The sequence below is a fragment of the Alteribacillus iranensis genome, from assembly GCF_900113025.1.
GTDB classification, from domain to species: Bacteria; Bacillota; Bacilli; order Bacillales; family Marinococcaceae; genus Alteribacillus_A; species Alteribacillus_A iranensis.
Window position 1 is genome coordinate 191,899 of the sequence record NZ_FONT01000002.1, and the last position, 19,406, is coordinate 211,304.

Sequence of the window (19,406 nt, forward strand, 5' to 3'; positions counted from 1 at the left end):
GATATTTCATAAATGAAAGGCAGTCGTCTTTTTTTTTGGCTCTTACTTACCTGTTGCCAGAATTATTTAAATTATTTACGTATGCTCCTCCTTTTTTTCTTTGTATTGGAGAGAGGCTTTCTCCGTTCACAAACCTCTCTCCTACTAATTCTCTAGTTCTCTTTTCATTTCCTGCTTCTTAGACAGATTTTGTACTAGTCTTGTCGCATTCCAGCTTTTTCTCATAACAATATTTCCTCTAGTTTTCCGAGCCTCGCTTTTCTATTCTTTCTAGCTTCCATTGCTTGATCGAACGTAATAGCCCGGAAACGTGACGTAGACTTCGGTCGCAACTGAGCCATTCGATCCAAGTCTGAACTAATAACAGCACCGACGGATACATAACTCCCCCCAGTAGTGCCGTCATTTTGAAGGACAATGAGTTCTTCCTCATTCACAAACATCACCGAGCCAATCGGATAGGCGAAATCAACAACATCTGCCGGACCTCCGGCTGCTCCGAATGGCCGATGTTGTTGAGAAAAAGATACCTTTCCCCCTTTGTACCGATATGCCACTCGGCTGGATTCGTAGGACACTGTCCAATCCGTAGATAAGAAATTTTTCAACCCTTCGTCACTTAATAAATAGCTTGAAAGTCCGATCGTAAATCGTAATTCTTGAAAATCGTCCAATAAGGGAGTGTACGTGAGCGGCACGGATTTTCCGACCTGTTTAAATGCACCGGGTAACGGCTCATTGATTGGCAGCTCATCGCCTTCTTTCAGCTTCCTCCCTTTAAAGCCGCCAATTTTATTAAATTCATAAGTGGACTTACTCCCATATATTTCATCCACTTGAACGCCACCTGAAATACATAGGTAGCTTTTCACACCTTTGCGACACTCCTGAACCGACAAAATATCCCCTTCTTTGACCTCAAACGCTTCCCAAAAAGGGATAGGGTCATGGTTTAAGTATGCCTTCATAGGAGCTCCCGTTAATGCAACGACAGTCCTTTTATGGAATTCAAACGTACTGCCGACAAGTGTCATTTCTAAAGCAGCAAAGTTCATCGGGTTCGCAACGAGCATATTACCAATATAATAAGAGTATTTATCCGCAGCTCCTGATGGTGGGAGTCCTAAGTAGTAGGTTCCAGTTCGGCCTGTGTCTTGCACCGTTGTCCAAAATCCTGCCTTTTTTATGTGAATCATTGGATGTCCTCCATCAGCTCTTGAATATACTTTTTTCCTTTATTGACATATTCCAGCGGTGAGAGCTCAATATCTTTCTTGTTAAAGCGGTACGTCCCGTCTTTTATTTCCTTGCGAATTCGCATGTACTCCGACTCATTCACCGGTCGGTACTTCCATAAATCTCCTAAACGAGCTAAAAAGGAAGTGTCTTGAAAATCAGCCAGTTTCTGAGAGGAGTCATACACAGGGACAGCGGATCTTCCTATTAATTGGTAGCTTCCGGAGCCTCTCACGGGATATATCACTGTAAAAGCGCCCCCGACGCCAACACTTCTTTCAGGTGTATCGGTTCTCGGACTTTTATATTTAGGTGCTTGAATCATTTCCTGTTCTTTCAAACCTAGTGGAAATTGCCAAGCCGTTCCTGGCATAAAGCCAAGCATCGTAATTAAATAAGGAATGCTGGAATGATGTTCAATAAACGCTTCTTTGTCCGAAAAGCCATTCATCTTCATACAAAATTCTAAATTAGAAAGAGAAGGATCAGGGTGTCTGTCAATAAACCGGTCCGTGCATTCTCTCGTTACCGGGTCGTCGTACCACACAGGAATTTCGAGCATTCGCACGGAGATGCCGAGGTTTGCAGGATCACTTTTCGTGTAATCAATTTCTTTTAAATAATCCACCAGATCTTTTCCTGATATGACTTCCGGGTTATAACGAACCAAGTAGGAGGCATTGGAAGATACAACATCGCTAATTCCGGGAATATTTCTGTCCCGCAGCTCCTTTGTGACCGCTAGTGCTTTCAGATTGCTTTCCACTTTCATATCTCTTGTAATTTCTGCATAAATGAATTCATCTCCCCCGAAACTGAAGACTGTTTCCGGAAGACTAAACGTTGGCATTCTCCCCTCCTCCTTTCCATTTTTTCATACGGCGGCTGATCGTGGCCGGGCTCACTTTTAAGACCTCTGATACTTTTGTCGCTGTTTTATATCTGTTGATGGCCTGCCGGATTAATTCATTTTCCAATTTTTCCACAGCCTCTTTCATCGGCATAATCTCTACGGCAAACGGTTTTTCTTCTTTCGTGCTACCGCTGCGTCCGTATAATGCTTTGACAACAATATCTTCATCCACCCAATCATCTTGACTTAAGACGATTAACCGTTCAACGATGTTTTGCAGCTCCCTTACATTTCCCGGCCACTCATAGGCTTCTAACACATCAATAGCTTCTGACGTGAACTTTTTTTGGAAAGAATACATCTGATTGAACTGTTCTAAAAAATAAATGGCCAGCGGGAAAATGTCTTCTTTTCGCTCGCGAAGGGGTGGGACTTGAAAAGGAATGACATTCAAACGATAATACAAATCTTCTCTAAATTCCCCCATCTGCACCATATGTTCTAAGTCTTTATTCGTAGCTGCAATGAGACGAACATTGATAGAAATCGTTTCTGTACCACCGACGCGGACGATCTCTTTTTCCTGAAGGACACGAAGCAGCTTTACTTGCATATTTAATGGAAGCTCCCCAACTTCATCTAAAAAGAGCGTGCCATTATGAGCTAATTCGAAATAACCTGCTTTGCCATTACGATCGGCTCCGGTGAAAGCCCCACGTTCATAACCGAACAATTCGCTCTCAATGAGCTGTTCAGGAATGGCTCCGCAGTTTACGCGAATGTACGGCTGATCGTGCCGCGGACTGGAAGTATGAATGTTGTTCGCAAATATCTCTTTTCCTACCCCCGATTCTCCTTCTAAAAGAACGGTGGAATTCATTTGCGCTACTCGGTGCAGTTCAGCAAGAAGGGTTTCAATTTTTTCTGAGCGGTAGACAACCTCGTTTCCTAATTGATTGGCTTCAGCTACCTGTTCAGACATATCACGGTTTTCTCCCATCCCGCTTCCTTTCTTTTCTGAAATGTTTCTTAGAAGAATCACCACCCGCTCGAGCTGACCTTCATGATAAATCGGCGTTGCCACGGACCATAATTTCTCTGAAAGATCTGTTGTTTGAAGAGCGGATACTTTTTGGCGCTGCGTGACACACATATTAAAAATATCCGGCTCCATCTTTTTCTCCTCGGTGTAGCGCCCCCAGTCGTTCCCTACCATATCCTCCGGCGTCTCAATACCCCAGAAATTTTCTAAGAAACTGCCGGCTACTCTCAATACTTTGCCGCTATGGTCCACCACTATAATTTGTTCTTGGGACGACGCATACACGGCATGCAAATCAGAATAAATATTTCGAACAAAATCGAGTTCCTGTACGGCTTTTTCAAATGCCTCTTTTAAAGAAAAAATATGTACAATGCCTTTTATTTTCCCGTCAATCCGAAGCGGATAAAAATTACCGTTCATTTCTTTAAAATTAAAGGAACTACTGACGTTTATCATCGTCTCTCCCTGAGCGACTTGATCTAAATCCTTCTCCATCGTTAACAATGTTTTATAATTTCGCAAAAGCAAGAAATCACTAGGTATCCCTAAGATACTTTCCGCTTCTTCATTCATAAATTCTATTTCATAGTGGAGATTCATCTTCACAATCCCTATTCCTGAACCGTGAAGCATTTCATTCAGCTCTTTCAAGCGATAGGCATTCATCTTATTTCGCGCGTCCTCTAACGTGACAAATCCCGTCGCTTCCTGCTTTCTATTTTCACTCACAATCAGAGTAATGTTATGAGGGAACTCAGCCTCAGAGGTTTCAGGCACGGTAATCATATCCGTCTGATACGTCACAGTTTCATCGATTTGACCGCCATCCCCTATATGATCGAGAAGAAGGGAAAGAGTACAATAGCCAACATAGTTGTCGTCATCTTTCACAAGTGCAAGATCAGTCTGATGTTCTCTCATCACTCGAATTGCTTGTTGAAAACAATCACTCTTGTAAATCACGGCTTCGATGGGTCGTACGATGTCTTTCCAGGCAATCAATGTATCCCTCCTTTTCTATCATTATACTTTTTTTCAAAAATGAAAAATAGCCTTTTTCCTTCATTGGCTATTTTTACGAGGTTAGCAACAATTAGTAATAAACGAAAATGTGCAAGCCTCGCATCTCTGACTTCCCCCTCTCCTTTCCCCATAAAAATAGGATAAGTCTATGGCAGTGCTTTCCCATAGACTTATCCTTGTTTACTTAAGCGATGTATTCATCCTTTGAAACATCATTAGCTTCTTGTTTTAAATAATATTTCCCCTTCGTAGCTGCAGCGATAATAATCGTTAAGACAAAAGCAATGACGGCAGCGAAGAAAGCGGCGACACTTTGTAAAAACATTCCCATGTAACCAAAAGCGGCGATCGAGCCGATAATACTTGCGACTAATAATGATATGACACCGACCGGATTCCAGGCGTATAAATATTCCTGTCGGTGCTCAAAGTAGCGCGGTCCAATTTTCATTACCCGTTTTACTACAAAAGCGTCAGACACCAGCACTGCCGCCCATGATAAGAGGAACACTCCCTGGAAAGTTAACAGGGCATCCAAGTGATCAAGTACCCCTGCTAACATCATGATAATCGCAACAATGGATGTAAAGCAGACCCAGAAAGTACGACCTGGCGTAAACTTAAATACATTTTCAAAAAAGTTTGACAGCGATAAAGAACCACTGTATAAGTTCGTAATGTTAATGCGAAGCTGCGTTAAAATCGTAAATAAGGCGCCTCCAATTCCAAGCAACTGAACGAAATAAACGCCAGGGTTTTCTTCCGCCAAGCGAACTCCGAACCAAATTCCAATTACACCCATTAAGAAGAAACAAACGAGCGGCGGGATAAAGCCCACTGCGAACACACCAATTTTGAATTCTTCTTTTTTAATAAAACGAGCATAGTCCGAAACAAGAAGTGCTACTATTCCGACAAGTCCATTCATGATACCAATACAAGCTAAGAGAGCTCCCCCTCCGACTTGTACACCTTCTGGTAAAAAGCTCCATACATTTCCGGCAAATTCAGGAGCACGATTTAAGGCAATCGCAAATCCGGCAGCCAATAATACGATGAAAATAGGCAGTGACCATTTTTGTAATTTATTTAACTGCTTGATTCCAAACCAGTTTAAAGGAATAACAACAAGTCCGAAAAACACCATAAGTACCCAGGCTGGAATCATTTGAAAGTATTCATGAACCGCATAGGCCATGATGGAGCCTTCAATCGCACAGTACATAATGAAATTTGTGGCGTAAATGAAGGAGGTAATCGACGCCCCTATGTAGCCGAAGCCTCCGCCTCTCGCCATTAAGTTAACATTCATCCCTGATTTCGCCGCGTAATAACAAATTCCGATTCCGAGTGTACCAGCCACCACTGTCGCATAAATAGCGGCCAAAAGAGCATTGACAGATCCGTAGTATACCGCCATTAAGCTCCCCATTTGCATGAATAGAAGGGCGGTTGCCACCCCAAGCGTGACATTGGTTAAGCTTAACCATCCCATGTTGCGGCCTTCCGCTGGTACTTTCTCTAACGCGAAGTCATCCTTTTTCGTTTCTTTATCTTCAACTCCGCCCTGGACATTTTCATCAGAAATTCTTTCCATTCTCATCTCCCTTTCCCTTATGAAATATTTCAATAGAATTAATTTTAAAAATTTTCAGTCTAAAATTAAATATAGGCGCAGCTGTCACAAAATTAGTTTTAAATTCTTCGAAGTAATGAGCAGTTGAAATGTACGAGACTCCTGTGGGAACAGCAACAGCTGAAGATCCCGCAGTGAGCGGGTTTTGCTCACGAGGAAGCTGAAGCGTTGCCCACGGAAAGCGAAGTACATTTCAACTGCAACACTAAAAATAGCGCGAAAAATTTAAAAACATATGGAACAGTCAGCTAACTTTTGATTAATTCCAGTACGACAGACTGCGCTTTTTCATTGACTCTCTAAATTGCTGAGTAGAGATCGGCAGCAGCTCGTCATTTTTGTAATCAAGAATGACACCATAGCGGCGAATGACGTCAAGCTTATCAATGTCACCTTTATGGTACATTTCGGTAACTTTCTCCGCATCTTCTTCTAACCAATCTTTCCGGTTGTTGCGAATGTATTCTCTTGCTGTTTCTGTCGCTTCGTAGTCAATTTCATATTGATCGAGCTCTGCATTCATTTCTTTAATAACTACCCCGTAGTCTTTTTCGGCACGTGCTACAGAAACATATTGGTCGATGACGTCTTCCAATACTTTTTCTGGCTCACGCTCGAGCGGATCACCGAGTCCACCACCGCCAGCTGAAGGACGGGTGAATGAATCTCCACTTCCCACTTTCACGTTGGAGAAAATGGCGCCTAAAAATTCTTCATTTTCTTTGCCTGGGTTCAACCACACACCGTGCGGAGAAGACGGCAATCCTCCGAACAGACCCCACGTGATCGAGCGGGAACGGTCACAGCATACTGACATGACGGTATCAGATATGTCTGTAAGCGTACCACCTTTTTCAACCCCGCAGCCACCGCGGAACTTACCCGGCCCACCGGAATCAATGACAATTTCGTGCTTCGATGTGACAACTGGAGACAAGCGTTCTTGTCCTTCACATGGCTGCACGCTGAGACCCACGCCGAACACGGGAGAAAGCGCATTGACACCATCACGGTCAGAACGGCCCCCATGTCCACCTGCCATCCAGTCATACCACATGAAATAGCTCGTTTGTTCGTGTCTGTTGTCATTCCCGCCAATAAGCAAGTATTCCAAGTTAAAGGAGCAAGCTATCGCACGTTCTGGCATTAAATGAGACCAGAGTTCGAAACACGCATTCATAATTTTTTCGTAAGCCCCGGAACAGAAACCAGTTACCGCAATCGGATATGGCGCGTTTACGACCGAGTTTTCTGGCAGCTTCACTTTCACCACTCGATAAAAACCAGAGTTCAACGGGATATCCGGGAAAAATGTCTTCGTACCTGCGTACGCCGCTGAGCTTGACGCACCGAAGCCGGAGTTCAAGAAACAGCCAATGTACGGATGCGATCCTTCCAAGTCATAAATAATCTGGTCATCGGTAATTTCCATTTTGACCTGAATAGGAATAAGGCCGTCGCCCACTTCCGGGTCCATATCAATGTAATCCGTTGTTTCCCATGTGCCATTCGGAAGGGATGACACTTTTGCTTTCGTCATTTTTTCCACATAGTCTTGCACTTCATCAAATGCCGTTAAAATGGTGTCCAAGCCATATTTTTCAATCATGCCGTGGAGCTGTCGTTCCCCAACTTTCGCTGCTTCCACTTGAGACTTCAAGTCACCGACACGTTCTTCCGGTACACGCATATTAGAAACTAACAAATTGACGGTGTCTTTCAAATATTCCCCTTCGCTGTAAATACGGACCGGTGGAATACGCATTCCTTCACCGAAATGATCTTTCGCATTGACATCAAAGGAACCAGGTGTGGAACCACCCATATCAGCCCAGTGACCATTGGTCTGCATGAAAGCAATTAATTTGTCACCATCGAAGACAGGAAGAACTACTCTCGTATCACTAAAGTGAGTACCACCGCGATAAGGATCATTGACTAAGAACACGTCTCCCGGGTTAATGTCATCTCCGAAATCTTCTAACACTGCTTTTGCAGTTAAGTGAAGCGTTCCGACGTGCACGGAAATGTCCTGTGTCCCCTGCATGATCGTATTTCCTTCCGCATCACACATGGCACAACTGAAGTCACGGTTATAAATAACGAAAGAATAACACGTTCTCAAAATTTGTTCAGCCATCTGGTCGACGAGGTTTGTAAAACCATTCTTAAGAACTTCAAACGTAACCGGATCTAATGCCTTTTTCGCCGTCACAGAGCTTGCTTGATGTTCTGTTGTCATATCATATCACCTCTTTATGATTAGTTGGTTTTGATAATTAAGTTCTTATATTGATCTACTTCTGCCGTAAATTCCGGTGGAATCACTGTCGTTGTATCAAGCTGATCCACAATGGCCGGTCCGTTGATCGTAGCTCCGACTGGGATTTTTTCACGGTCATACACCACTGTGTCGACAAAACCGTCTTCAAAATACACTTCTCTTGATTCTTTGACTGCTTCTTCAAGGGACCCGCTAGGAGTAAACGTAGGGAATTCCGGTTTCGGCACCGTACCAATTGCCGTTACACGCAACCCATAGATTTCTACTTGCTGATCTTTATTGGAGAATGCAAATTCGCGTTCATGCTCTTGGTGGAAATTCTCAAGCGCTTCATCAAGAGAAATAATGTCTTGTCCGATTGGCACAGACAGCGAACGCCATTGTCCCATGTAACGCATTTCCACATAGCGAACAAGATTGGAATCTTCTTCTGCCACTCCTTCTTCACGCAGAAGACCAGCCGCTTCTTGTTCCATTTCTTTAAATTGGTTTTCGAGTTCATCAGTCGATACAGCATCTACATTTTTTACATAGGTTCTCGAAATATCATGACGAACATCGACAAGCAAGCAGCCCATTGCTGCAGCAACACCTGGATGCGGAGGCACAATCACAGTCGGGATTTCCATTTCTTTTGCTACGTACGCTCCTTGAACCGGCCCCGCGCCACCGAATGTAACAAGTGCGAATTCACGAGGGTCATATCCTTTTCTTACAGAAATCAAGCGAAGCGCGTCACACATGTTTGCATTGGCCACTTTAATAATTGCATCGGCCGCTTCTTCAGGAGAATAGCCGAACTTGTCAGCAATTTTGTTTACGGCATCAACAGCTTTTTCTTTATCGAGCTCCATCTTGCCGTCAAGAAGCTTCGTACCAAGTCTGCCAAGGACAAGGTTTGCGTCCGAGTTAGTCGGTTCATCGCCGCCTTTTCCGTAACACGCTGGTCCCGGAGCCGCTCCCGCACTTTGCGGTCCATTGCGGAGAGATCCTCCTTCATCTGTCCATGCAAGACTACCGCCGCCGGCACCGATCGTAAGAATCTCGATACTCGGAAAGCCGATTGGGTATCCATATTCGATATACCAGTCTTTCGTAATGCGAAGGTCCCCGCCGTACACGAGAGAAATGTCCGTACTTGTCCCCCCCATATCAAGGCCGATCGCATTATCGTAACCGCAGAGTTTCGCAATATGTTTACTAGCAATCGCTCCAGCAGCGATACCGGAACTTGCAAGACGAGCCGCATACTTCGGAACCGTTTCAGAAGTCATCACACCACCACCGGAGTGAAGAACGAGAATGTCATCTTCATACCCTTGCTTCTCCATCTCTTGTTCGAGCACGTCGATGTATGTAGTGATCGGCGGTCCGAGGACAGCATTTACAATCGTAGTCGACATACGCTCGTGTTCAAAAATTTCCGGCAATACTTCTGATGAAGCACAGAGATACACGTTGTCGAGTTCTTCTTCGAGGATTTCTTTTACTTTTACTTCATTGGCACCGTTTACATAAGCATTCATAAAACAGATCGCAACAGATTCTGTCCCACGAGCTCTTAGTGTTTTTGCCAATTCACGGACTTCCGCTTCATCCACTTCTGTTAAAATATTACCCGAATAGTCGACACGCTCTGTTATTTCGAAGCGGTCTCTGCGTTGAATGTACGGTTGAGCGACATCGTCATACGCATCCCATAACTCCAGCTTCGTACCACGACGGATCTCTGTGACATCCCGAAATCCTTTGGTCGTAATAAGTGCTGTTTTTGGCAATTTTCTTTCAATTAAAGCATTTGTTCCTACCGTTGTACCGTGAGAGAAAACTTTTATATTTTCACCACTCAACTCTGCCTTTGCAATTCCATCTAAAATCCCTTGTTCTGGATTGGAAGGCGTAGAAGGTGTTTTCGTAACGGAAATAGCACCTGTTTTTTCATCAAAAATAAACACATCTGTAAACGTCCCACCAACGTCGATAGCTAATCGATATTGTTCCATGCTTTCACCTCTTAGTTTAATATAGTTTTTCTAAACGATGAATGAGTTGCAAACACTTAGATGTCAGAAGCAGGATCACCTCCTGGATAGGATAAAAATCACAAATAGAGCCAGCTATATATTTCAGACACACGAAGGGTGCCTGGTAAATACATATAACTGGCTCTGATCTAAGGTATGGTCCACGGTGAGTGGATCCTGTTAGATAGACAGTTACTATATTCACGCTGTTATTCTATGTTGTTGCTCTTTTTATAAATGCAATTTCCATTCCAATTTTTAAGATTATTGTCATAATAGGAAATCCTTTTAAAAAATAGATACTTCCTTGTCGATTTTATTTCAATAATGAAAGGTTTATTTTCAAAAATGAAATAATTCTATGGAACAAACGGACTTTCCCAGTATATTTCAGAATGTAAAGAGGAACATGAAATGAGCAAATAATGACAGAAAAAAAGCACAAACACTCCTGGCGAGAAGAGCATTTGTGCAAACGTTACATTTGTTCTTTTTTTGGCAAAGTAAGCGATAATATAGCAGCAAGAATAGGCAAGGTCGTCAGTGTCAGCATCATCAGTGGCAGACCGTTATGATCAGCGAGCCAACCGAGAGCCGGAGCCATCACACCACCCGCCGAAATCGCGATGCCGAGCGTCACTCCGGATGCCATTCCAATTCGATTCGGTAAATAGGACTGCCCCATCACAACCATCACACTCGTCGGCGCAAACAATAGAACGCCGATAGGAATGAGTAACAGTGTGGCCGCCAGCACGTTTTCCAACATCAAAAAGACAAGCAAAACCGGGACAATGAAAACAAACGACGTCGAAACCACTCGTCTTCTTCCCAATTTATCAGCAAGATATCCTCCGAGTAATGTCCCGGCCGCGCCACTGAGCAGCAAAACGGTAAGCGCACTGCCCCCTGCTACCTTGGACTGCATCAGAACATGAATCCAGTACAGCGGCAAGAAGGTATTCAACCCATAGAATAGAATCGAGCGACAAATGAGCAGCACTGTCAAACGACTGAACGCGCCCCATTCATTTTTCTGGGGTTCTGCTTCCGTCACAGCCACTTGCTTTTTCGCAGAGCCTGCCGTGGCAGAAAAACGAAAAAGCTGGGTTATGAGAAGGACGGTGACAACAGCCGCCGGGATAATCAACAATAACGTACCGGGCAAACCAAACATCGCAAGGCTGGCGGTCGCCGCGATCGGTCCAACCGCAAAGCCTGCATTTCCTCCCACCGAGAAAATACTCATACCAAGCGATTTTTTATCCCCCGCCGCCCGATTTACTCCTCGAGCCGCTTCCGGATGATACGCGGCGATCCCGATCCCACTGAGTGCCGTTAGAAGCAATATCATCCAATACCCTTCAAACAGTCCTGTCAGCGCGAGGCCACCGCCGGCAAGTAACACACCAAGCGGCATCAGCCACGGAGCTGGATATTTATCAGAGAATTGACCGAACAACGGCTGAACGATCGAAGACGTAATATTTGTTGCGAATATCAGCCCTGCCGCCGCGGCATATGTAAATTGATGCTGTTCGATGAAAAACGGAATCAAAGCCGGCACCACTCCCTGGTAAAAATCTACCGTGAAGTGACCGGCTGATAACAGGTTGATAGATGTACGTTTCATACGCAAAATCCTTTTGTAATAATAGTTGAGATTGCATGAATTTTTTAACAAACAACTTACATCTATTATAGCGATGCCCTCATTTTAGAACAGCCCTTGTTAGAACTTCCGAAAGAACCTTCTTCCCGTGTTGCACAGGAAGAAAAGGTTCTCTCAGAGCTGGTTCACTCCCCCTTCTCCTTCCCTGCCTTTCTCTTCCGTATAAATAATAAGAGGGCGGTGATCGCAAGAAGCGGAACGAGAATAGGGGAGAGTCCAACCACAAATACGATAAGAGTAGAGAAAAAGGAAACGATTCCATTGATGGAACTCATAAACAAATTTTTCGCTTTCGACCATGTTTCGAGACTATCACTATCCTGCAATGAAGAAGCCGCATGTTCTTCCATCTGAATGGTCGCTGTTGCATAGTCAACACGATTGTCTAAATATTGAATACGTCCCTCCAGACGTTCTATTTCTTCTTGCACAGCAGACAATTCATTTGAAATATTCAATAAATCCTCTGTATTCTCTGCCTCTTCCATAAAGGTAGTCAGACGCTGTTCAACGGTTTCTTTGGAACGTAGTCTTGATTCGAGATCGACATATTCTTCGGTGACATCATTCCCACGGGTGGAACGCCTCACAACACGTTGACTCGCACTTTCCACTTCATCTAGAAAGGAGGAAAAATGCTCTTGAGGGACTCTCGCCACTAACGTACCGCGACGACGATCGTTTTCCGACTCGTTTACCGAGGACTCTACAATATACCCATCCACTTCTTCTACTCGCTGTTGAATATGACTTTGCACTTCTTCTAGTGCTGAGACTTCAATCGTCATATCCCCATGGAATATCACTTTGCGTTCCGATTGGTTGGCGTTATCTATCACTTCCGCATTGTTTTCTGCCTCACGAGAATCACTCGCTTCTTCGACGGAACCTGCGTCATCTCTTTGTTCCACAGTCGGCTGATCGCTCTCCCCCACAGAAGAGCTCGGACCATCAACAGCTGCCTCATTTCCACTGTCGTTATTACTGCACCCGGCCGTCACCATCAACAGAAACAAAAGAATAATCCCTGTCATCCAACCCCTGCTATTATAAATAACCCATCCCCCCCTATTTCATGTCTTTAACTATTTGTCGTGAAAGAAGAGAAGAAGTGACAAAATATAGAAAATATTTTATGAGAAATAGCACGTTAAGGAAGCTAGCATCCTTCTTGCTATAGAGAAAGAGTAATCTATGGTTGATCTTCTTCAGACCGTTTATTCTGCTTCCACCATCCTGCTGGTCGCATGAAAAAAGGAGCCCTGTTCAAGGACTCCTAGCCTACTGTTATTTTTTCTGTTTTATCAAGAATACACGTTACATTAGCGTTTTCTAAGTGAGCTATACTTTTCATTCGGTCCACTTCTGTACGGAACACGATACGCAACATTCCATGGGCGCTTTCCTCGTCTACCATATCGATGGCTGTAATGTTGATCCCAGCCTTTCCAAGTACTGCGCTGACTCTCGCAATGGCGTCCGCTCCCTCTGGCACTTTAACCAAAAGTTCATGTTCACCTGAATTTGCATGCTGTTCTGGGATGGAAAAACTGTCTCGGAAAGCTTTGATCGTTTGAAAATACTCCAGAATTTCCGTACTATCTTCTCGTTCAACCATTTTTTCGACGCTCGTTAATTTATTCTGAAATCCATCTAATAAATGTAAGATGTTGTCTTTGTTATGAAGAAGAATGTCTCTCCACATCGGCGGGTTGGAGGAAGCGATTCGAGTCGTATCTCGAAATCCGCCGGCCGCAAGTTCCATAGCGATGGCATGATCGCTGCTTGCTCGTCTCGTCTGTTGCACAAGGGTTGCTGCGACGACACGGGGCAAATGGCTGACCGTAGCAGCCAGCTTATCATGACGCTCGGGAGTAAGTTCCACAAATTCCGCTTCCATCCCTTTCAGCCACTCTTTCAGCACCGTCACCTTTTGGCTGGATGTCCCGGCGCTTGGTGTCAACACATAACGCATCGCTTGGAAAAGATCCGGGCGCGCTGCCCCCACACCGCTCCGATGAGAACCTGACATCGGATGACCGCCAATGAAGGTTACTCCTCGTTTCGTCAGTTGTTCAGCTTCCCGCACAATTTGCATTTTCGTGCTACCGACGTCTGTCACGATGACATGTTCTTTCAATGACAGGTCTGCGAGTTTGTGTATGAACGTTTCTGTTACCCGAACAGGGGTGGCGAGCACAATCAAGTCCGATCGTTCAGCCGCTTGTGAAAAGTCAGTGGCGGCTTCGTCAATCACTCACAAACGGAGTGCTTCTTGTAATGATTCTTCCTTCGCGTCTAATCCAATGACATGAACATTATGTTCTTTTTTAATGGAAAGGGCGATCGACCCTCCGATCAGCCCTACTCCTACAATGGTAACTGTTTGTTTCACTGCTCTCGTCTCCTCACTTCTCCGCTCTTCTCCGCTAAACTCTCTTACTCTTCTTCCTCCGCTAAGACGCCTTCTTCTTCATAAAATTGTTTCGCGCCGTCATGAAGCGGGATACCGCTAAGTTCGGTTGTTGCTTCTTCGATGTCCATCTGTTCTACAATCGCATGGGATTCTTCGAGTTGATCAAGATTTTCCCAAAACGTTTTTGTCATTTCATAAATCGTTTCATCATCCACTGAAGCATCTGTCATCAGCATCATTTTAATACCAAGCGTTTCGACATCTTCTTCCTGATTTTCATAGGTGCCTGCCGGGATCGTTACTTCAGAGTACCAAGGATACTCGCCCATCAATTGAGAGCGGACATCTTCTTCAATACCTATTAACTTTCCGCCTGCGGTGGACGTCATTTCTGTGACAGCCGCTGTCGGAAGTCCTGCTTGAATGAGCGCTCCATCAATTTGATTATTTCTCATTAAATCAATCGCTTCTGTGAAACCAACGAAGTTTTCTTCAATGCCGTCCGGGTAATCGATACCGTAAGCAGGCAGAATAATGCTGGACTCTACTTCCGGTGTACTCCCAACGGCCCCTGGCGCAAATTTACGGCCTTCGAGATCAGCCACCGATTCAATGCCGGCGTCTTCACGGACAACGAATTGATTCGGGTTGTAGTACAGACCGGCCACAATACGAACATCGTCATACTGACGGCCTTCAAAGCCTCGTTCTCCGTTGTAAGCTTCCCAAATAATACCAGCTGTAGCGAAAGAAACTTGCGCTTCGCCTTCTTTCAGCATGTTTAAGTTCTCAACACCACCATTGGAACCTTGCGCGTTCACGCGGATTCCGTCTATTTCATTATTCCACACATTGGCCATCGCAGAACCAAGCGGATAAATGGTTCCCGTTGTACTTGCTGTCGGGAAGTTAAGTTCTTGTGTCCCGGAAGATTCTTCATTATTGCCTTCTTCCGATCCACCTTCTTCTTCGCCGCCTCCACATGCAGCCGTAAATGCCGTCACTGCGGCAAGAGAACCTGCTAACATCATTTTACGCCAAGAAAATTTCTTCATTATACAAACATCCTTTCTTTCTTTAATACGTCTTGTTTGTTTTTTCTTCGGATGAATTGCCACCCTAAAATAATGATAATAATTGCAAGCCCAAGGCCGTCTAACCAAAATCCCGGTGCAATCATGCAAAATCCAGCTCCAATAAGCAAGACACGTTCTACGATCGAAGTACGTGTCAGAAGCCATCCTTGCAGACCGGATGCCAACGATGCTGCTCCAATGGTCGCAGTCACAGCCGGCATAATGCTAACTCCCAGCTGTGTCTCATCTAGCAAGAGCGCCGGCTCGAAAATAAAGAAAAAGGGCAGGATAAAACCAGTCAAGGCAAGTTTCACCGCTGTCAGCGATACCCGGTTCTGGTCTTCATCTGCAATCCCTGCTGCTACATAAGAAGCAAGCGCAACCGGAGGGGTCACGTTAGAGAGACACGCATAAATCAAGACGAACATATGGGCTGCAATCGGTTCAACACCGAGATTGACGAGAACAGGAGCTGCGACCGTTGCAACGATAACATATGCGGCCACACCCGGCACTCCCATTCCGAGTACGATACTCATGAGCATGACGAGAATACCGGCAAGCAGTAAGCTTTCATTGGTGTATTCCATGATCGAATAGCCAAATGCAAGCCCCAGCCCGGTTAATGACACGGTACCGATTATAATACCGATCACCGCACAAGCGACACCAACACCAACCGCTGATTTTGCGCCTTCCTCGAGCGCCTGCCAAATTTCTTTCACGCCCATCCGTGTTTCTTTCCGGAACCAGCTTGCTACGACAGCCGCAATGATTGAAAACACGGCCGCATAAAGGGGAGTGTATCCCATAAATAACAAAGCAATAAGAATAATGAGCGGAAGTGACAAATGGCCTTGTTTTTTTAATACTTCTTTGACGGCGGGTATGTTCTCTTTCGATATCCCTTTGAGCCCCAGCCGTTTCGCTTCAAAATGAACAACTAGAATTAATGTTAAATAATACAAAAAGGCAGGAATAAACGCCGCTACTAACACAGTGGTATATGGCACACCGAGATATTCCGCCATGACAAAGCCCGCTGCCCCCATAATAGGCGGAGCGAACTGACCGCCTGTTGATGCGACCGCTTCTACCGCTGCCGCAAACCGAGCTCGGTAGCCATTGTCTTTCATCATAGGAATCGTGATCGTTCCCGTAGTGGCCACGTTTGCCAAAGCACTTCCGTTAATCATCCCCATCAAACTGCTCGCAAGGACTGCCACTTTCGCAGGTCCCCCAGGAGAGCGTCCGGCAATTGTCAGCGCCAAATCATTAATAAACTTACTGAAGCCGCTGATCCGCAGAAAGGCACCAAACAAAATAAATAAGAAAACAAACGTTGCCGATACACCAATTGCGATACCGAAAATTCCTTGACTCCCCCAGAACATATGGTCAATCACCCGGTTGATACTAAACCCACTATGTCCGAAATCACCAGGAGCCATATTGCCGAAAAAGTTATAAAGAAGAAACACAAGCGCCAAAACCGCCAAGTTGCCCACCACACGGCGTGCCGCTTCAAAAATGACCAGGATTCCAATCGCGCCAAATATGTAATCCTGCGGAAGCAAATAACCGCCACGAAGTGCAATATTACTATAATTGATTAATAAATAGCCAAATGAAACAACAGTCAACAATATAAGTAATACGTCCAAGACGGCTGGATATTTACGTGTGCTTCTCTCTTTCTTCTTCCAGGCTGGATATAAGAGAAACGCCATCGTTAATAAGAATATAATATGCCACGCCCGCAAACTGATGGCGTCAAACGTGCCTGAAGCTGCCGAGTATAATTGAAAAAGAGACCAAATGACAGCAAACACCGACACCGCAAGAGCCGCTTTCCCGACATATTCCCGGTTGATGTTCTTCGCTGCACTGTCAGAATTTCCGAGCTCCGAAGCTTTCCCCGCCACGAGCCTCCCCTCCTATCTATTAAAAACTATGTCTCTATCAACTTGAAGAAAGCTAACTAGATTATTGTATCATAAAAACGCAAAAATGTTTTACTCATTTAAAGCATTAATGCTTTTGTTCAGAAAAGCGTAAGCGCCCTGGCTTGCACAGGACGTGCTGACTTTTGCGTTATACACAGGAGGTGTACACTTTTAGCAAAAGAACAATCACCTGCGGGCCCGCGACAAGTGCTGGAAGGCCGCTGGCAGCAGCCGCTTTTTGGCTTCTGCCAGTTGCCTGAAGCAACCTCGAGCGAGTGGGCGCTGAAGCTAGACTAATAGAAAAGCGTAAGCGCCCTGGCTTGCACAGGATGTGCTGACTTTTGCGTTATACACAGGAGGTGTATGCTTTTAGCAAAAGGTCAATTACCTGTGGGCCTGTAACAAGTGCTGGAGCCAGAAGGTCATGATTTCTCGCCAGACAAAAATTGCCCGTGTCCTTTTACGGAACACGGGCATCTCCTATTGTTGAACCAAACGTGAATACAATTCTGGTCGTCTGCGGCTGAACAAAGGATTGATATGTCCTTTTGGCTTGCCGTCCCTGGGTGGATAATATACTTCTTTGTTACGAGCCACTTCTAAATCTATCGTACTGTAAATGATTGTTTCTGACGTGCGGTCTGCTTGGTCCAGCACTTCCCCTTCTACGCCGTAAATTGAACTTCTGCCTAAATAGCGATAACCATTTTCTTCTCCTACTCTCCCGGAAGAAAGGAGAAATACACGATTCTCGTTAGCTCGAGCCGGAAGCAGAAGATCGACTTGATCATTGGCTGTTTCAGGTAAGTTCGTGATATGAACCAAAATGTCTGCTCCGTCGAGAACTAAAGAACGGCTGTGTTCTGGGAATCGCGCTTCATAACAAATAAAGCAGCCTAACTTTCCAATCGATGTATCAAAGACCTCAAATGGATCTTCTCCTTGCAAGATGAAATTATCTACCCCTAAATTGGACAAATGAGCTTTCCGGTGCTTAAACAACTCCCCATCGGGCGCAATTACGAGTAACGCATTGTACAGGTCTTCCCCCGCATCTTCGACGAATCCGACCACAATGTGAATATCCGTTTCTTTGGCCAACTGTTGCAATTCTTGCGTCCATGTATCCCCAATACGGAGAGCACTTTCACGAGAACTGGCTTCATCTTGAAATTGGTAACCAGTGAGAGAGCATTCCGGAAATACAGCCAGCTTTGCTCCTTGTTTATGTGCTTCTTTTACCCAATATTTTGTTTCTTGTAAGTTGTGAGCCACTTCTCCTAACTTTGGATCTGTTTGTACAACTGCTGTTTTCACTTCATTTACTGACATGATTATCGGTCTCCTTGCCTTCTTTCTTTGTTGTTTACCAGCCGCTTGGTAGTAAGCTAAGTCTTTCTAGGATGGTGTATATGGAAGCTCCCACGAAAATCAAAATAATTAATCCTTGAAAAATGGGATGATCTAATGTCCCCACGGTCCACTCTGGCTCTCTCGTCCCATGTTTTCTCGATTGATTCAACATAATGACAGGCAAAATACCCATGATGACACCAGAAAAAGCTCCTGTAAGAGACAACACATCTACAAATCCAATCAACCCCGTATAGGCGATGATAAATGGCGGCAATGCTACTAAACTAATGGCTATAATTCTTGACTTAATATCCCATTCGGAAGAAAATTTGAGCTTGTCCACAATATTTGTCATTAATGTTTGCCCAATGGCCCAGAATGAAGTCAAAAATGCAAATAATGTGAAAATGTTTGCTACGAAAAAAGCCCATTGTCCCAATGCCTGTCCCCACGCAACCGTCACGACTTCCGTTACGTTCTCTGGACCTGTCAGACCGATCGCCGACATTGGTACCAATATAAGCAAACTACCAATAATGACGTTTCCTGTAATAATCGCTTTCGGGAGTCTCTTCACATCCCCCTGAACGAAACCTCGCGCTAACTCAGGTACCGCATATTGGGAAATAAAACTAAAGATAACAAGAGTAAAAACCGGAATGGACACTCCAATGTTCATATACGTTAAATGCTGGCTTTCCAGGCCAGGTCCAACGATAGAGGCAATAATTAAAAGAATAACTATAGCGATCATCACGAATGTGATAATTTTCTCACTAGCTCCTGTCGCTTTGAGTCCAAGCCAAACTACGACCACTGCCGGAACAAAAAATATCATA

The 19,406-nt window shown here is 44.7% G+C and carries 14 protein-coding genes; all 14 read right to left on the minus strand.

The window, feature by feature from the left end:
* Positions 1–221 precede the first annotated feature (221 nt).
* Positions 222–1,196 carry a 5-oxoprolinase subunit C family protein gene (locus tag BM095_RS04995; protein WP_091658371.1) on the minus strand — a complete coding sequence of 325 codons (975 nt, stop codon included), beginning with the start codon at positions 1,194–1,196 and terminating at the stop codon, positions 222–224.
* Positions 1,193–2,086 (minus strand): 5-oxoprolinase subunit B family protein, encoded by an 894-nt coding sequence (locus BM095_RS05000; protein WP_091658377.1) that lies wholly within the window; start codon positions 2,084–2,086, stop codon positions 1,193–1,195. The genes BM095_RS04995 and BM095_RS05000 overlap by 4 nt, the downstream gene beginning before the upstream one ends.
* Positions 2,073–4,136 carry a sigma 54-interacting transcriptional regulator gene (locus tag BM095_RS05005; protein WP_091658380.1) on the minus strand — a complete coding sequence of 688 codons (2,064 nt, stop codon included), beginning with the start codon at positions 4,134–4,136 and terminating at the stop codon, positions 2,073–2,075. Before BM095_RS05005 ends, BM095_RS05000 begins: the two co-directional genes overlap by 14 nt.
* A 205-nt stretch (positions 4,137–4,341) precedes the next feature.
* The gene (locus tag BM095_RS05010) at positions 4,342–5,754 is read right to left on the minus strand and encodes a purine-cytosine permease family protein (RefSeq protein ID WP_091658383.1); all 1,413 of its coding nucleotides are present in this window, start codon (positions 5,752–5,754) and stop codon (positions 4,342–4,344) included.
* Positions 5,755–6,052: 298 nt separating this feature from the next.
* The gene (locus BM095_RS05015) at positions 6,053–8,035 is read right to left on the minus strand and encodes a hydantoinase B/oxoprolinase family protein (RefSeq protein ID WP_091658385.1); all 1,983 of its coding nucleotides are present in this window, start codon (positions 8,033–8,035) and stop codon (positions 6,053–6,055) included.
* 20 nt (positions 8,036–8,055) lie between these two features.
* Positions 8,056–10,080, minus strand: a complete 2,025-nt coding sequence (locus tag BM095_RS05020; RefSeq protein WP_091658388.1) for a hydantoinase/oxoprolinase family protein — start codon at positions 10,078–10,080, stop codon at positions 8,056–8,058.
* A gap of 499 nt (positions 10,081–10,579) precedes the next feature.
* Positions 10,580–11,734 (minus strand): MFS transporter, encoded by a 1,155-nt coding sequence (locus tag BM095_RS05025; RefSeq protein ID WP_091658390.1) that lies wholly within the window; start codon positions 11,732–11,734, stop codon positions 10,580–10,582.
* Between the two features lie 164 nt (positions 11,735–11,898).
* Positions 11,899–12,807 (minus strand): DUF4349 domain-containing protein, encoded by a 909-nt coding sequence (locus tag BM095_RS05030; RefSeq protein ID WP_091658392.1) that lies wholly within the window; start codon positions 12,805–12,807, stop codon positions 11,899–11,901.
* 242 nt (positions 12,808–13,049) lie between these two features.
* Positions 13,050–14,030, minus strand: coding sequence for a prephenate dehydrogenase (locus tag BM095_RS05035; RefSeq protein WP_091658394.1), 981 nt, complete (start codon positions 14,028–14,030; stop codon positions 13,050–13,052).
* Positions 14,031–14,168 (minus strand): hypothetical protein, encoded by a 138-nt coding sequence (locus BM095_RS16495; RefSeq protein ID WP_177194698.1) that lies wholly within the window; start codon positions 14,166–14,168, stop codon positions 14,031–14,033.
* 44 nt (positions 14,169–14,212) lie between these two features.
* Positions 14,213–15,244, minus strand: a complete 1,032-nt coding sequence (locus tag BM095_RS05040) for a TAXI family TRAP transporter solute-binding subunit (RefSeq protein ID WP_091658400.1) — start codon at positions 15,242–15,244, stop codon at positions 14,213–14,215.
* Entirely contained in the window at positions 15,244–17,190 is a 1,947-nt protein-coding gene (locus BM095_RS05045) for a TRAP transporter permease (RefSeq protein ID WP_091658402.1), read from the minus strand. Before BM095_RS05045 ends, BM095_RS05040 begins: the two co-directional genes overlap by 1 nt.
* 501 nt (positions 17,191–17,691) lie before the next feature.
* Positions 17,692–18,543: a carbon-nitrogen hydrolase family protein gene (locus BM095_RS05050; protein WP_091658404.1), complete on the minus strand. Its 852-nt coding sequence runs from the start codon at positions 18,541–18,543 to the stop codon at positions 17,692–17,694.
* Between the two features lie 34 nt (positions 18,544–18,577).
* Positions 18,578–19,405 carry an aromatic amino acid transport family protein gene (locus BM095_RS05055; protein WP_281243865.1) on the minus strand — a complete coding sequence of 276 codons (828 nt, stop codon included), beginning with the start codon at positions 19,403–19,405 and terminating at the stop codon, positions 18,578–18,580.
* Position 19,406: the final 1 nt, after the last annotated feature.

What these genes read in the sequence shown, in the direction of transcription:
- BM095_RS04995 (WP_091658371.1), bottom strand. Translation starts at nt 1,196, where the DNA reads ATGATTCACATAAAAAAGGCAGGATTTTGGACAACGGTGCAAGACACA.
- BM095_RS05000 (WP_091658377.1), bottom strand. Translation starts at nt 2,086, where the DNA reads ATGCCAACGTTTAGTCTTCCGGAAACAGTCTTCAGTTTCGGGGGAGAT.
- BM095_RS05010 (WP_091658383.1), bottom strand. Translation starts at nt 5,754, where the DNA reads ATGGAAAGAATTTCTGATGAAAATGTCCAGGGCGGAGTTGAAGATAAA.
- BM095_RS05015 (WP_091658385.1), bottom strand. Translation starts at nt 8,035, where the DNA reads ATGACAACAGAACATCAAGCAAGCTCTGTGACGGCGAAAAAGGCATTA.
- BM095_RS05020 (WP_091658388.1), bottom strand. Translation starts at nt 10,080, where the DNA reads ATGGAACAATATCGATTAGCTATCGACGTTGGTGGGACGTTTACAGAT.
- BM095_RS05025 (WP_091658390.1), bottom strand. Translation starts at nt 11,734, where the DNA reads ATGAAACGTACATCTATCAACCTGTTATCAGCCGGTCACTTCACGGTA.
- BM095_RS05030 (WP_091658392.1), bottom strand. Translation starts at nt 12,807, where the DNA reads ATGACAGGGATTATTCTTTTGTTTCTGTTGATGGTGACGGCCGGGTGC.
- BM095_RS05040 (WP_091658400.1), bottom strand. Translation starts at nt 15,244, where the DNA reads ATGAAGAAATTTTCTTGGCGTAAAATGATGTTAGCAGGTTCTCTTGCC.
- BM095_RS05050 (WP_091658404.1), bottom strand. Translation starts at nt 18,543, where the DNA reads ATGTCAGTAAATGAAGTGAAAACAGCAGTTGTACAAACAGATCCAAAG.
- BM095_RS05055 (WP_281243865.1), bottom strand. Translation starts at nt 19,405, where the DNA reads ATGATATTTTTTGTTCCGGCAGTGGTCGTAGTTTGGCTTGGACTCAAA.